General features: G+C 60.4%; 11 protein-coding genes. 6 read left to right on the top strand and 5 right to left on the bottom strand.

The genetic code is table 11. From position 1 onward, the window contains the following. The first annotated feature begins 156 nt into the window (after positions 1-156). The 4 genes from ACORLH_RS03420 to ACORLH_RS03405 all read left to right on the top strand — a co-directional run bounded on the left by ACORLH_RS03420 (position 157) and on the right by ACORLH_RS03405 (position 4,415). Positions 157-1,779, top strand: coding sequence for a choline dehydrogenase (locus ACORLH_RS03420; protein WP_321831202.1), 1,623 nt, complete (start codon positions 157-159; stop codon positions 1,777-1,779). A gap of 115 nt (positions 1,780-1,894) precedes the next feature. Further along, on the top strand, positions 1,895-3,424 hold the full coding sequence (locus tag ACORLH_RS03415) for an HD domain-containing phosphohydrolase (protein WP_321831201.1): 1,530 nt from the start codon (positions 1,895-1,897) through the stop codon (positions 3,422-3,424). 136 nt (positions 3,425-3,560) lie between these two features. Beyond that, on the top strand, positions 3,561-3,983 hold the full coding sequence (locus ACORLH_RS03410) for an SRPBCC family protein (RefSeq protein WP_321831200.1): 423 nt from the start codon (positions 3,561-3,563) through the stop codon (positions 3,981-3,983). 54 nt (positions 3,984-4,037) lie between these two features. Continuing rightward, on the top strand, positions 4,038-4,415 hold the full coding sequence (locus ACORLH_RS03405) for a DUF1330 domain-containing protein (RefSeq protein ID WP_321831199.1): 378 nt from the start codon (positions 4,038-4,040) through the stop codon (positions 4,413-4,415). A gap of 67 nt (positions 4,416-4,482) precedes the next feature. On the opposite strand, the gene guaD is transcribed toward ACORLH_RS03405, so the two are convergent. The 5 genes from guaD to xdhA form a co-directional block, all read right to left on the bottom strand. After that, on the bottom strand, positions 4,483-5,823 hold the full coding sequence (guaD, locus tag ACORLH_RS03400) for a guanine deaminase (RefSeq protein ID WP_321831197.1): 1,341 nt from the start codon (positions 5,821-5,823) through the stop codon (positions 4,483-4,485). 128 nt (positions 5,824-5,951) lie between these two features. Continuing rightward, complete coding sequence (locus tag ACORLH_RS03395; RefSeq protein ID WP_321831196.1) at positions 5,952-7,535, bottom strand: xanthine/uracil/vitamin C permease; 1,584 nt, start codon at positions 7,533-7,535, stop codon at positions 5,952-5,954. 67 nt (positions 7,536-7,602) lie between these two features. Beyond that, entirely contained in the window at positions 7,603-8,457 is an 855-nt protein-coding gene (gene xdhC / locus ACORLH_RS03390; RefSeq protein ID WP_420719795.1) for a xanthine dehydrogenase accessory protein XdhC, read from the bottom strand. A 4-nt stretch (positions 8,458-8,461) separates the two neighbouring features. Continuing rightward, complete coding sequence (gene xdhB, locus ACORLH_RS03385) at positions 8,462-10,786, bottom strand: xanthine dehydrogenase molybdopterin binding subunit (RefSeq protein ID WP_321831194.1); 2,325 nt, start codon at positions 10,784-10,786, stop codon at positions 8,462-8,464. A 14-nt stretch (positions 10,787-10,800) separates the two neighbouring features. Continuing rightward, positions 10,801-12,261, bottom strand: coding sequence for a xanthine dehydrogenase small subunit (gene xdhA, locus ACORLH_RS03380; protein WP_321831193.1), 1,461 nt, complete (start codon positions 12,259-12,261; stop codon positions 10,801-10,803). Between the two features lie 246 nt (positions 12,262-12,507). Here xdhA and ACORLH_RS03375 point away from each other — a divergent pair, with 246 nt between their 5' ends. Beyond that, a complete protein-coding gene (locus tag ACORLH_RS03375; RefSeq protein ID WP_321831191.1) occupies positions 12,508-13,416 on the top strand; it encodes a LysR family transcriptional regulator in 909 nt (302 codons plus the stop codon). Between the two features lie 76 nt (positions 13,417-13,492). After that, positions 13,493-14,407 carry a LysR family transcriptional regulator gene (locus ACORLH_RS03370; RefSeq protein ID WP_058243240.1) on the top strand — a complete coding sequence of 305 codons (915 nt, stop codon included), beginning with the start codon at positions 13,493-13,495 and terminating at the stop codon, positions 14,405-14,407. The last annotated feature ends 30 nt before the right edge of the window (positions 14,408-14,437 follow it).

Genomic DNA, 14,437 nt, shown 5'->3' with positions numbered 1-14,437 from the left:
CTCAAGTCGTTTTTCAGAATATGATCAAATTTTTCACCCCCTGCCAAGAGCGAACGACCAGCCAACCTTCCGTTGCGACATTCGCCGCCTAAATGCTGGACACATGTGCCCGCTCTCATCGAAGCTGTGGCAAAGACGCAAGCGGTGGAGGGGACAATGGAATTTGACTATGTGATTGTGGGCGGCGGATCCGGCGGGGCGACCCTGGCCGCGCGCCTCAGCGAAGATCCAGAGGTTTCCGTTTGTCTGCTGGAGGCCGGTGGCGCCGGCAAAAGCATCTTTGTGCGCGCGCCCATGGCGGTTGTTGCGATGCTGCCCAACTATGTGCGGCTGAACAATTGGTGTTTTGAAACCGTCCCGCAGAAAGGCCTGAATGGTCGCAAAGGCTACCAGCCGCGCGGCAAGGCGCTGGGGGGATCATCAGCGATCAACGCCATGCTCTACGTGCGGGGCCATGCGGGCGACTACGATGAATGGGCGGATCTGGGCTGCACAGGCTGGGGCTGGCAGGATGTGCTGCCCTATTTCCAGAAGTCCGAAAACAACGAACATGGTGGCGATGAGGTACACGGCGGCGATGGGCCGCTACAGGTCAGCGACCAGAAAGCCCCGCGCCCGATCTCCCGCGCCTTTGTCGAGGCGGGTGCGCAACTGCAGCACCGTGTGGTGGAGGATTTCAATCGCGGCGACAATGAAGGCATCGGCCTCTATCAGGTCACCCAGTTTCACGATCCTGCCAAGAACGGCGAACGCTGCTCAGCCGCCGCGGCCTATCTGCACCCGGTGATGGAGCGTCCCAACCTCACCGTCATTACCGGCGCGCATGCAGAACGGATACTGTTTGACGGCAAACGCGCCACCGGGGTCAGCTACCGCCAGAAACGGCAGAGCCATACGGTCAGCGCCAAACGTGAAGTGGTGCTGAGCGGCGGGGCCTTTAACTCCCCCCAGCTGCTGCAGCTGTCTGGGATTGGTCGCGCGGAAGACATCACGCCGCATGGGATCGACATGGTGCATGAGCTGCCGGGTGTCGGGCAGAACCTGCAGGACCATCTGGATTTCACCCTGGCCTATAAAACCAAGGATACGAACAACGTCGGCATCGGGCTGCGTGCCTCCTGGCATGCACTGAAGGAAATGCTGCGCTGGCGTAAGGATGGCAATTCGATGGTGGCCACCCCCTTTGCCGAAGGCGCGGCCTTCCTGAAAACCTCCCCTGCGGAGGAGCGGCCGGACATTCAGCTGCATTTTGTGATCTCGATTGTCGACGACCATGCCCGCAAGCTGCATCTGGGGCATGGCTATTCCTGCCACATCTGTGCGCTGCGCCCCTATTCGCGCGGTTCGGTTGGCCTGTCCTCAGCCGATCCGATGGCGCCGCCCCGCATTGATCCAGCCTATCTGAGCGACCAACGCGACCTGGATCTGATGATCAAAGGCGCCAAGATGACCCGCGACATCATGAAGACCGAGCCCCTGAAAGCCTACGAAAGCAAAGAGCTGTTCGGTATCTCCGACGGGATGAGCGATGCGGACTGGGCCGGAAAAATTCGCGAACGGGCCGATACGATCTACCACCCCGTGGGCACCTGCAAAATGGGCGTAGATGACATGGCCGTGGTGGATCCAGAACTGCGTGTGCATGGGCTTGAGGCGCTGCGGGTTGTCGATGCCTCGGTCATGCCGCGGCTGATTGGCGGCAACACCAATGCCCCCACCATCATGATCGCAGAAAAAGCCGCAGACATGATCAAGGCTGAGTATCGGAAAGCACCCTAAAATTTAGAACACTCAAACAAATTCAATTTTTTATTGACATGTCAGGCTTCCGATTGACCAAATAATGCATGCATTGCAGCGCTTGCGCGATGGATCAGAATGGGTGGGGGACAACATGGCACATTTAACCGAAGGTCTTGGCGTTTTGGCCATGGCCGCAGATATGGCAACCGGTCGCCCCAAGGGATCCGGCCTGACAGCTGCTATTGTTGCCGCAGAATTTGCCCGCCGCATCGGCGAAGACCTGAGTTTTCAGAAAGACGCCTATTTTCTGGCGGCGGTGCGCTTCATCGGCTGCACCATCACCAGCCACGAAACCGGTATGATGGCCATGCTGGACGATCAGGGCTTTGCCGTGGCCACCATGCTGGGGGACTGGGCCGACCGCGAAGACCTGAAACGCTATCTGGGCCGGTTCATCGCCCTCGACGCACCTGAGGAAGAGCGGGACCAGACCTTCAACATGATCTGCGATGTTCTGCCGGACGCGGCCGGTGATTTCACCGCCGCCCATTGTCGGCAGTCTTTCCTGCTGGCCAAGCGCCTGCCGGTGTCACAGGAGGTGCTGAACTGCATCCCCTATTACTACGCCCGCTGGGACGGCAAAGTTCTGACCCAAGGCGGCCTTGCAGTGCCGCGCCTGTCGCGATTGGTGCGGATCACAGAATTGGCGGAACTCGTGCGCCGCTTGGAAAACGCTGACCGTGCCAAGGAGGTGGTCGCGGCCAAGCTGGGCCATGAGTTGGATCCTGAGTTGGGCGCGGCCTTCCTCACCCATGCGGACGCCATCTTTGAGGTGGCCAGCGCGACGCCCGAGTTCGAAGCCTTCATCGCCGCTGAACCCGGCGATCCCATCCTGATGACGGACAAATGCCGCGAGGTCCTGGCCGAGGTTGGCGCCGACATGACTGACCACAAGGCCAACCATTTCCGCAGCCATTCCAGACGGGTCGCCGCCCTTAGCGCGGCAGCGGCGAAAGTGGCGGGCATGGGGCCTGAGCAGATTGACACCCTGCGGCAGGCTGCATTGGTTCATGACATTGGCAAATGCGCCATTTCCAACCGGATCTGGTATAAATCCGCGCCGCTCAGCGTCTCAGAACAGCTGGAAATGGAAGGGCATTCCTTTCAGACCGAATTCATCCTGTCCCATGGCGCGCCGTTCAAACCCTATGCGCATATCGCCGCCTGCGCCCACGAACGCGCTGATGGCAGCGGCTACCACCGCCGCGTGCCACTCAGCGATCTGGCCTGCAACATTCTGGCGGTTGCAAATACCTATGATGAGTTGATCCGCGGCAGCCTGAACACCGCCGCGGTGACCGAAAGCGAAGCAGCCAAACAGCTGACGCAGGCCGCCGCCGACAAGAAGTTTTTGCCAACGGCGGTCACCGCCGTGCTGAAGGCCGCAGGGCACCGCGACCGCGAATTGCGCGTCGCCTACCCTTTTGGCATGACCCGCCGCGAAGTGCAGGTGCTGGCGCGGCTTGCCAAGTCTGAAACCACGGCTGAGCTGGCCGAGGCGCTCAACATCTCACCCAAGACGGCAGATCACCACATTCAGAACATCTACAACAAAACCGGCATCCGGGCCCGCCCGGCCCTGGCCCTGTTGGCCTTGGAACATGGGATCGTGATGGATTAACCCGCTGGTCTCAGGACTTTTTCCAGTTTTCTGCCAAAAATAGGGAATCCTCCCGATACGCGTGATCGGCTGTCTTTGTCATCCTCGTCTCAACCGCAGCCACATCCTGCGGACGACACCATCAGAGGAGACAGACATGGGCACTTACAATTCAATTGTCATCAACGCATCAGCCGATCAGGTTTGGTCTGCGTTGCGCAATTTCAACGATATGTCCTGGGCCGACGGCATTGTGGAAAGTGTCGAAAGCACCAATGGCCGCGGCGGCACCGAAGTGGGCGCACAGCGGTTGGTCAACGGTGCGATCACGGAAACCCTGCAAAGCTTTGACGATGATGCGATGGCCTTCAGCTATTCGATCGACGACGGGCCCGAGGTGCTGAGCAAGGATCAGGTGCAGGGCTATCTGGGCAAGGCGCGCGTCGCCACCATCACCGCCACCGGTCAGAGCTTTGTCGAATGGTCCTCAAACTGGACCAGCGCCAAGGGCGATGTGAAAGGCTTCTGCGATCCGCTTTACGCCGGGCTGCTGGGCCTGCTGGCTGCCAAATTCAACTGATCCCGAAAACAGGATCAGACCCTCAATTTCCCTAAATTCCAGAAGGATAACAAAATGTTCAAGAAACTCATCACCGCCGCCGCCCTGTCCACCAGCCTGATGACCGGTGCCGCCCTTGCCGATCCGGTCTATCTGGTCGCCACCGTCTCCGTCACCGATTGGGACAAATACATGAGCGATTATGCCTCCATCGCGATCCCGGCCATCGTTGGCGCTGGCGGCGAGGTGCTGGTCGGCGCGCAGGAGGTCAGCGTTGTCGAAGGCAGCTATGATCACAACTGGACCGTGGTGGTCAAATTCCCCTCCGCTGATGCGGCCAACGGGTTTTACGGCTCCCCGGAATATCAGGCGGTGATCCCTGCCCGCCACGCCGCAACCAACACCGACACCTCGGTCCTGATGGTGGCACCGCAGTTCACGCCGCCCTCCTGATCACTGGTCAGACAAATGAAAAAAGGCCGCCCAACAAAGGGCGGCCAAAACGTTGCAGGTGGGGAGATCACGCCGCAACTGAAGGGGAATATCCTTGGTCTGGCACAGATTTCTGCGCCTTGCCCGCGACGTAGACCTGATCCACCGATCGGTCATCGCCCAGCATCTGCAGGATGAACAGCTCTTCCGACAGGCTCTCAGCGCGTTCCATCCGCAATTCCATCGCGGCCGTGGCCCGGGCGTTCAGCACCACAACATCTGCCTCGGTACCCGCCTCCAGCGTGCCGATCTTATCTTCCAGCCCCAAAGCCACCGCATTGCCGCGGGTGATCCAGTGGAAGGCCCGCAGCGGGTGCAGTTTCTGGCCCTGCAATTGCAGGATCTTGTAGCCCTCATTCAGGGTCTGCAGCATCGAATAGCTGGTGCCTGCCCCGATATCCGTGGCGATGGCATTGGTGATCCCGCTGTCGCGCAACCCGCCATCGTCAAACAGACCAGAGCCCAAGAACAGGTTAGAAGTCGGGCAGAACACCGGCTTGGCCCCGGTGCTGGTCATCACATCAATCTCACGCTGTTCCAGATGGATGGCATGGCCCAACAGCGCCTTATCCGACAGCAGCCCGTATTTTTCATAGACGCCCAGATAATCCGGCGCGTCGGGGTAAAGCTCCTTGGTAAAGGCAATCTCATCATGGTTTTCGCTGAGGTGGGTCTGCATGTAGCACTCAGGGTGCTCAGCCATCAGGGTGCCCGCCATCTCCAGCTGTTCAGGGGTTGAGGTGATCGCAAATCGCGGCGACACCGCATAAAGCGCCCTACCCCGGCCATGCCATTTGGCAATCAGCTCTTTGGTTTCGTCATAGCCCGCTTGCGCCGTATCGCGCAGCGCGTCGGGGGCGTTGCGATCCATCATCACCTTGCCACCGATCATCCGCATGTCGCGGCGCGCGGCCTCTTCGAAATAGGCCTCGGCCGAGGTTTTATGCACCGAGCAGAACGCCACAGCCGTTGTGGTGCCGTGGCCCACGATCAGGTCATAAAACCGGCGGGCCATCGCAGCACTATGTTCCGGCGCGAAAAAACGGGTCTCTTCAGGGAAGGTGTAGTTGTTCAGCCAGTCCAGCAGCTGATCCCCCCAGGAGGCGATCACCTGCACCTGCGGGAAGTGCATATGGGTGTCGATGAACCCCGGCATCAGCAGATGCGGACGGTGGTCCACCACCGGCACGCCGGCTGCCTGGGGTGCAACGTCCTCATATGCGCCCATTGCCGCGATCCGGCCCCCTTCGATCAGCAGCGCGCCGTCTTCGATATAGCGATAGGCGTCTGTGTCGCGGTGATCCAGCGGTTCGGCGGTAAAGCTCAGCACGCGCCCCCGCAGGAGCTTCTTCTGTGGCGTTGCAGTCATCGGTTCAGTCATCCCTGCATGAGAGGAGTAAGGGGTAAAATTCAGGTCAATGTGGTGCGGGCCGTGACGGGGAAATGCCGGGCCCGCACCGTCAGGCTGTCGGATGCCGGACAGCCTATCTTGGTGGCTTATTCAGCCGGGTTTGCTGCGGGTTCATCCACCACGGCGTGTTCGTTCACCAGCTCGTCTTCCTTGTGGAAGGCGGGATAGATGAACAGGAACGCGGCCGAGATCAGATACCCCATGGAGACGGCATTCAGATCCGGCCAATGCAGGCTGGCCCCGTGGATGATGCCGACCATCGACATGCCGGTTGCCGCCAGGGCAAAGCCCCCTGCAGCGCGGAACTTGCCGTCGATGACATAGGCCACGATGGCGCCCCAGATCAGACCGGTCAGGATGGCGCCCTGGCTGAGGGCCAGATGCCCCTCAAAATGCGCGCCTTGCTGCAGCAGGGCGGCGGTCAGCGCCGGGTCGCCCATCTGCGGCAGTCCCTCAACTCCGGTGGCGCCAAGCGCCCCCATCAGCGATCCCCATTTGGTCATCAGGAAAGCCGACACATGCGGCATCATCGCGATGGTCACCGCGGCCATATGTTCGGTTTTGATCGAATGGGCCGTATTGGTGATCAGGCTCAGCGCCACAAAAACCAGAACCGGCGCAGCAGCGGCCACGGGGATCAGGTTGTTGAGGAACGCCAGCAGGCCAAAGAAGGCCGCCACCGGGATCACAACACCAACACCGATGATGTAGCCGGCATGTGCGCCCATCCGCTTATAGGCCGGGTGGCCGATATAGGCGGTGGTCGGGAAAGGTGAGCCAAAGACCGCGCCCACCATAGTGCCCAGACCATCGGTGATCTGGCAGGTGGCCACGGGGTAGTGATCGCCAGCCGCTTCTGCACTTTCGACGTTGTTCATGGTTTCGATGAAGTTGTAGATCTGCACCGGCACCAGAACCAGGAACAATTCCGGGTTGGCAAAGAGATGCTGGATCCCCGCAATCAGGTCACCCACATAGGGCAGCGGCGGGTAGAACCCGATCCCCTCGGCCGAGATCTTGGCTTCCCCCATCGCCAGCGCCACCACGGTGCCGACAATCAGCGCCAACAGACCCGCGGGAATGTTGAACGGCAGGCGGAAGCGACCAACCAAGCCCCAAAGGATGATGATCATCGAGGCAAAGCCGATAAACGGATGTTCAAACACCGTCGCCAGTGGCACCGTGCCGATAAAGACCAGCGCAATACCGCAGAGCGTGCCCAGCATACCGGCGCGCGGGGTGACCCTCTTCAGCCAGGGGCCAACAACAGCGCCAAGCGCCGCAACAATGCCGCCCATGAAGCCCGCGCCAATGCCAACCTGCCAGGCCAGCATCGGATCGTTTGTGGACCAGTAGATCGGGCCGATCACACCGAAAAGATAGACAAACATCACCGGGGTGGAGATGCCGTAAGGCAGTGCGGTGACATCGCGACCGTGCTGCTTTGCTGCGCGTTTGGCCAGGCCAACATAAACCGCGATACCAGCCAGTATAGCGACCGCAGCCCCCGGTACGATACGTCCAAAGACAATCTCGGCAGGCATGCCAAAGACAAACTGACAGATGCCCGCAAGCACCATCAGGTTGATCAGATTATCCGTAAAAAGCGCCCAAAAGGCACTGAAATCGCTGCGTGAAAACAGCGCATAGTTATAGCTCCCTGCCCGCATGGGTGGGTCCTCCTTTGTTCACCGTCGTAAACCGCTGCGCCTATCCTCCTTTGGCGCGCGGGTGCGATTACTGCGCCGCCAGTGGCGGTTCAGCAGCCCCCGAAGGGGCGGTTGCGGCAGTTTCAGAGGTCAGCGCCGTGATCACTTCGGCCACCACAAGGGCGGCGATCACAGCAGGCCGCTTGTCGCGGCTACCGCCTGCCCCAATGGGGCAGTTCAATGCTGCGATGGAGTTCAACTCCTCGCAGTGTTTCTCGGTCCATTTGCGGAACTTCACCCGCTTGGTGGCCGAACCAATCATCCCGACATAGGCCGCATCACCACGGCTGAGCGCCGCCGATGTCAGCAGGAAATCCAACCCATGATCATGGGTCAGTACAATATAGGCGCTGCCGGGCGGCGCCGTCATGATGTCAAACTCAGGGATCGCGCTCTGGCGCTCTTCGACTTTGGCCTGCGACAGCGCCAGCTCTTTGCTGCGCTGATCCACCAGAACGCAATGCACAGGCATATGCTGGAACTGATCCGCCAGGGCACGGCCAACATGGCCCGCTCCCAGGATATAGACATGCGGCAGCAGCCCGGCCTCAACCTCGGCCCGGGTCAAAGCTGCATCGCGGTCGCCGTCGCTCATCCGGGTTAGGGATACCTCAACCCGGCCACCGCAGCATTGGCCAATTTCCGGCCCCAGCGGCAGATCCAACTGGCAGGCGATATCACCATTGGCCAGCAGGCGGCGTGCCGCATCGATGGCGCGATGTTCCAACTGGCCGCCTCCAATGGTGCCAAACAGTGCCTCTTCGGTGACAAACATCTCCGTCCCCATTTCCCGCGGCGACGAGCCGCGCACCCGGGTCAGGCGCACGCTGACCACAGGCTCACCCGAGGTGAGAAAGGTTTGAAGATCCGCCACCGAAGCCATCCCTTCAGCCTCCGGCCTTCAGGCGTTCACAGGCCATCAGCACCCGTTCCGGCGTGGCCGGCGCATCAAGGCGCGGGCATTCACGATACTCATTGACCGAAGCCACCGCCATCGACAGCGCCTCAAAGACCGAGATGCCCAGCATAAAGGGCGGCTCACCCACGGCTTTGGACCGTTTGATGGTGCGTTCCTTGTTCACCGACCATTCCGCCAGTTCCACGTTAAACTCACGCGGGCGGTCGCTGGCCAGCGGGATCTTATAGGTCGAAGGTGCGTGGGTCCGCAGACGCCCCGCATCATCCCACCACAGCTCCTCGGTGGTCAGCCAGCCCATCCCCTGGACAAAGGCACCTTCGACCTGGCCCTTATCAAGGATCGGGTTCAGCGAACGGCCCACATCATGCAGGATGTCAGTGCGATCCACGGTGTATTCGCCGGTCAGCGTGTCGATCGACACCTCAGAACAGGAGGCACCATAGGCGTAGTAAAAGAACGGGCGCCCCTTACCGGCCGCGCGGTCCCAGTGGATCTTGGGTGTTTTGTAAAAACCCGCCGCAGACAGGTGCACACGGGCCATATAGGCCTCTTTCACCAGCGTGTTGAACGGCACCATCTCTTCGCCGATCTGCACGGTGTTGGGCAGGAATTGCACCTGATCCTCCGACACGCCACGCGATTCAGCGGCAAAGGCCACCAGCCGCGCTTTGATCTGCTCCGCCCCGTCCAAGGCTGCCATACCGTTCAGGTCAGACCCGGACGATGCCGCCGTGGCCGAGGTGTTCGGCACTTTCTCAGTGGTGGTTTTGGTGATCTTCACCCGGTCAAAATCCACCTGGAAGGCATCGGCCACGATCTGTGCGATCTTGGTGTTGAGGCCCTGCCCCATCTCGGTGCCGCCATGGTTCAGGTGGATCGAGCCATCATTGTAGATGTGGATCAGCGATCCCGCCTGATTGTACCAGGTGGCCGTGAAGGAGATGCCGAATTTCACCGGCGTCAGCGCGATACCTTTGCGGATCACGCCACCTTTGGCGTTATGGTCCAGCACCGCCTGACGGCGCGCCTGATAATCGGCGTTTTCTTCCAGCTCTTCCACCACGCGGTGGATGATGTTGTCTTCGACAGTCTGGTGATACGGCGTCAGGTTGCGGCCATCTGTTTCGTCACCGTAGAAGTTCGCCTTGCGCACCTCCAGCGGGTCTTTGCCCAGCTTATAGGCGATCTCTTCGATCATCCGCTCCGCTGCCACAACACCCTGCGGGCCACCAAAGCCACGGAAGGCGGTGTTGGACACGGTGTTGGTTTTCAGCGGTTCGCTTTTCAGACGCACATTGGGGTAGAAATAGGCGTTATCGGCGTGAAACAGCGCCCGATCCGTCACCGGCCCCGACAGGTCCGAGGTATAGCCGCAACGCGCTGCAAACACACCGTCCACCGCAGTGATCTTGCCCTGATCATCAAAGCCCACATCATAGTCGACCACAAAGTCATGCCGCTTGCCGGTGGCGGTCATGTCCTGATCGCGATCGGGGCGGATTTTGCAGGGGCGGTTCCATTTCTTGGCCGCCAGCGCGGCAACCGCGCAGAACAGGTTCATCTGGCTTTCTTTGCCGCCAAAACCACCGCCCATCCGACGCACATTGATGGTCACCGCATTGGACGGCACGCCCAGAACATGGGCCACCATATGCTGCGCTTCGCTCGGGTGCTGGGTGGAACTGGTCACGACAACGTCGTCATCCTCGCCGGGCACGGCAAAGGCGATGTGGCCTTCCAGATACATGTGATCCTGACCGCCGATTTCCATCCGGCCGGTGATGCGATGCGGCGCTTCTGCCATCGCGGGCGCGACCTCACCCCGTTCCAGTTTCAGCGGATCGGTAACAAGCGCCCCACCCGCCGCACGCGCCGCCAAAGGGTCCAGCGCCAGCGGCAGTTCTTCATATTCAACCTTGGCCAGCTCCGCCGCACGCCGTGCCGCATCGCGGCTGTCCGCAACCACGGCAAAGATCGGATGGCCGTGAAACTCAACCTTCTCCGTCGGGAAAACGGGTTCATCGTTTTTGCCGGTTGGGCTGACGTCGTTGTGCCCGGGAATATCCTCGGCGGTCAGAACGCCGATCACCCCCGGTGCGGCAGCAACAGCGCTCAGATCCATCGACAGGATCCGGCCATGCGCCACCGTGGACGTGCCCAGATAGGCATGCATGGTTCCCACAGGTTCTGCGATATCATCGCAATATTCGGCGCGGCCAGTCACGTGTTTGATCGCGCTGTCATGCTGACGATCGGTGCTGACAAGACCTTTGAGTGCGGTTTGATGTTCCATGATCGCGCCTCCCTTCACGCAGTCAGGCGGACCGGTTGATCGGTCGCCTCATCATGTTCCAGGAAGAAGCGGCGCAACAGGTTCTGTGCCGACAGCATACGATAATCAGAGGATGCACGCCAATCTGTGAGCGGTGCGAAGTCTTCGCCAACCGCCTTGGCAGCCGCGTCAAAGCTGGCTTCCGCGAAGGGCTGGCCCACCAGTGCGGCCTCTGCAGCTGCGGCCCGTTTCGGGGTTGCAGCCATGCCGCCAAAGGCAATGCGCGCGGCGCTGATCTGACCGCCCTCAACGGTAACCGAGATGCCCACCGCCACGGCCGAAATATCCTCATCCCGGCGTTTGGAGATCTTATAGGCCGCGTTGATCTGCGACTTGCCCGGCAGCGGGATCTGTACGCTTTCCAGGAACTCACCTTCACCCAGGTCCTGTTTGCCGTAATCGATGAAATAGTCCTCCAGCGGCAAGGTCCGGCGGTCAACGCCGCGCCGCAGGGTGACGGTCGCGCCCAGCGCGATCAGAACGGGCGGCGTATCCCCGATGGGCGAGCCGTTGGCGATGTTGCCACCGACCGTGCCCATGTTCCGCACCTGCCAGCCCGCAATGCGGTTCCAGTATTCCAGCAGGAAGGGGAAATGCGCCTTCACCATCGGCAGGAAATCAGAATAGCTGACACCTGCCCCCAAGGTGATGCCCTCTTCGGTCATCTCGATCTGTTTCAGCGCATCAATCTGGTTGATGTGGATCGCCGGGCTGATCGAACGCAGGAACTTGGTCACCCAAAGGCCCACATCCGTGGCCCCCGCCACAATGGTGGCTTTCGGGTTTTCGACCAGAACCGTGGCAAAATCATCCAGATCCGCCGGCACAATCGCCTGATTGTCTGCCGGGCCGGTCACAACACGGGCGCCATCCTGTAGATCCTGCAGCTGCGCCACGATGCCTGCGCGGGTTTCATTCAGATAATCCGCCGACGGGGTGCCATATTGGCTGACAGCCACAGCCGCTTTGATGATCGGCTCATAGCCGGTGCAACGGCAAAGATTGCCCTGCAGAGCGACCTCAACCTGTGCCGGGGTCGGCTCGGGCTGTTCCATCCACAGCGCATAAAGCGACATCACGATGCCCGGGGTGCAGAACCCACATTGCGCGCCGTGAAACTCTACCATGGCCTGTTGCACCGGATGCAGCCCGCCATCGGCACCACGGATGTGTTCAATGGTCACCACATGGCAGCCATCCAGTGAGGCCAGGAAGCGGATACAGGCGTTGACCGCCTCATATTTCAGCCCACCGTCGCTCAGCCGACCAACCAGAACCGTACAGGCACCGCAGTCACCTTCGGCGCAGCCTTCTTTGGTGCCGGTGAGGCGCTGATCAATGCGCAGGAAATCCAACAGGGTTTGGGATGCTGTGACCGAGGGCACGGTCACCGGCCGCCCGTTCAACAGAAACCGAATGTCGCTGCGCAAGTTCATCTCGTCCTCCAACTGCGTGGCCACCCGTTTGTCTGCATTCAGTGCTGATCCAGTCACGGGCGCGGTATTTGCAGTAAAAATACCATTCCAAACTATCAATGAATATGACGCTATCCGCTAAATACTTTCTACATTTCGTTGATAATGCTACTCTGCCCAGATCTTGAGCGATCCGCTAAAAGGCCGCGCAGGACGTCAATGCACATTGGCCCAGAGCCGGCCCACACTCAGGATGACATAGCCCCAATGCCTTATATTGAAAGCCTCCAGGTCTTTGTTCGTGTTGTGGAATTGGGCTCGATCACCTCGGGGGGGCGGGATCTGCGCTTGACACCGGCTGTGGCCTCCAAACGCATCAAGGAGCTTGAGGCGCACCTGGGCGTGCGCTTGTTCAACCGCACCACCCGGTCGATCATCCCAACCGAGGTGGGTCAGCGTTTCTATGAGGAGGCCAAGAAAGTCCTCGATTCGCTGGAAGCGGCCGAAGCGGTGGTGGCCAACTTTTCCGACCGGCCGCGCGGGGTGATCCGGGTGACCGCGCCCCTGGGCGTCGGGCGACGGATCATCGCGCCCTTGGTGCCAGAATTTGTCAAAGCCTACCCCGAGACCGAAGTGCAGATGCGCCTGTCGGACCGGGCTGTGGATCTGATGAGCGAACGTCTGGATGTGGCGTTTTTTGTAGGGGTCCCGAAGGATTCCAACCTCAAACTGCGCCGGATCGCCGAGGTGGAACGTGTCTTGGTCGCCGCACCGGACTATATCGCCGAACATGGTGCCCCATCCTCCCCGCAGGATCTGCTAAAGAACCACAACTGCCTGCTGCTACGCTATCCGCGTTCGCCTGAATATTTCTGGCAGCTGCAAACCGCTTCCGGCCTGCGCAAGCTTGAGGTGTCGGGCAAGTTTGACGCGGATGACAGCGATGTTCTGACCGAATGGGCATTGGCAGGCCACGGCATCGCCAACAAACCCCGTTTCGATATCGCGCAGCACCTTGCCTCAGGGGCGCTGGTGCAGGTGATGGAGGATACGCCGCCCTCGCCCTCGATCTTCGGCTGTCTCTACCCACACCGGAAACTACAGGACCCGAAAGTCCGCGCGTTTGTGGATTTCATGACCGAACGCGGCCAGCGCGCCGTTGCGCCCCACAGCTAATCGGCTGGCCGCGCCCTAGATTTTCAGCTAGAAACGAACAAGAGCGCGACACTTTCATCAAAAACCGGACAATCCTATGGCCTATCTCGACAATATCCGCACGTTTGTTCGGGTCTATGAGCTGGGCAATATGTCCGCCGCCGCGCGTGACCTCCGGGTGTCGGCCGCTGTCGCCTCCAGTCGGATTTCCCAGCTTGAGGATCATCTGGGTGTGCGCCTTTTTCACCGCACCACCCGCACCCTGACCCCGACCGAACAGGGCAAGACCTTCTACAGCGGGGCCAGCAAAATCCTGGAAGCCGTTGAGGAAGCCGAGGCCGATATTTCCGACATCACCGACAGCCCGCGTGGCACGCTCTATGTGGCGGCACCGCTGGGGGTCGGGCAACGGTTCATCGCGCCCGCTGTCCCTGCTTTTAAGGCCGAATATCCGCAGATCAACATTCGCCTGCGTCTGTCAGACCGCAAGCTGGATCTGGCGGCTGAGGGGCTGGATGCGGCGTTCTTTCTAGGCCTGCCTGAGGACAGTAATCTGCGCATTCGCAAGATCACCGATTGCCCCCGCGTCCTCTGTGCCGCGCCCAGTTATCTGGACCGGATGGGCGCCCCGCAACACAGCGATGAGTTGCGCACCGATGCCCATGACTGCCTGAACCTGCGCTACCCCGGCGCGCCTGAATTTCAATGGCCGCTGGAAGGGCCAAACGGGGTGCAACGTGTGCCCGTCACCGGCCCGTTTGAAACCGACCATGGTGAGGTGCTGACCCAATGGGCCCTGGGCGGCCATGGCATTGTGATGAAACCCGTGTTTGAGATTGCCGAACATCTGTCCGCCGGCCGTCTTGAGGTTGTTCTGCCAGACGAACCACCGGTGCCAATTCAATTGGCCTGCCTTTATATGCACCGCCGTCGGCAGGACCCAAAGGCGCGGTTGTTCATCGATTTCATGGTGGATCACATTCAATCTGAAATGGCCCAGCTGCCACTGTAACAGAAAAGCCCCGGCACGTTCTGACGCACC

The organism is Thalassovita sp. (assembly GCF_963691685.1).
GTDB lineage: Bacteria > Pseudomonadota > Alphaproteobacteria > Rhodobacterales > Rhodobacteraceae > Thalassobius.
Note: the sequence above shows the minus strand (reverse complement) of the source record. Positions and strands in the feature narration are given on the sequence as shown.

Coding starts and splice junctions, on each gene's coding strand:
- ACORLH_RS03375 (WP_321831191.1), top strand. CDS start 12,508: ATGCCTTATATTGAAAGCCTCCAGGTCTTTGTTCGTGTTGTGGAATTG.
- ACORLH_RS03395 (WP_321831196.1), bottom strand. CDS start 7,535: ATGCGGGCAGGGAGCTATAACTATGCGCTGTTTTCACGCAGCGATTTC.
- ACORLH_RS03370 (WP_058243240.1), top strand. CDS start 13,493: ATGGCCTATCTCGACAATATCCGCACGTTTGTTCGGGTCTATGAGCTG.
- xdhA (WP_321831193.1), bottom strand. CDS start 12,261: ATGAACTTGCGCAGCGACATTCGGTTTCTGTTGAACGGGCGGCCGGTG.
- xdhB (WP_321831194.1), bottom strand. CDS start 10,786: ATGGAACATCAAACCGCACTCAAAGGTCTTGTCAGCACCGATCGTCAG.
- ACORLH_RS03405 (WP_321831199.1), top strand. CDS start 4,038: ATGTTCAAGAAACTCATCACCGCCGCCGCCCTGTCCACCAGCCTGATG.
- ACORLH_RS03410 (WP_321831200.1), top strand. CDS start 3,561: ATGGGCACTTACAATTCAATTGTCATCAACGCATCAGCCGATCAGGTT.
- guaD (WP_321831197.1), bottom strand. CDS start 5,823: ATGACTGCAACGCCACAGAAGAAGCTCCTGCGGGGGCGCGTGCTGAGC.
- ACORLH_RS03420 (WP_321831202.1), top strand. CDS start 157: ATGGAATTTGACTATGTGATTGTGGGCGGCGGATCCGGCGGGGCGACC.
- ACORLH_RS03415 (WP_321831201.1), top strand. CDS start 1,895: ATGGCACATTTAACCGAAGGTCTTGGCGTTTTGGCCATGGCCGCAGAT.
- xdhC (WP_420719795.1), bottom strand. CDS start 8,457: ATGGCTTCGGTGGCGGATCTTCAAACCTTTCTCACCTCGGGTGAGCCT.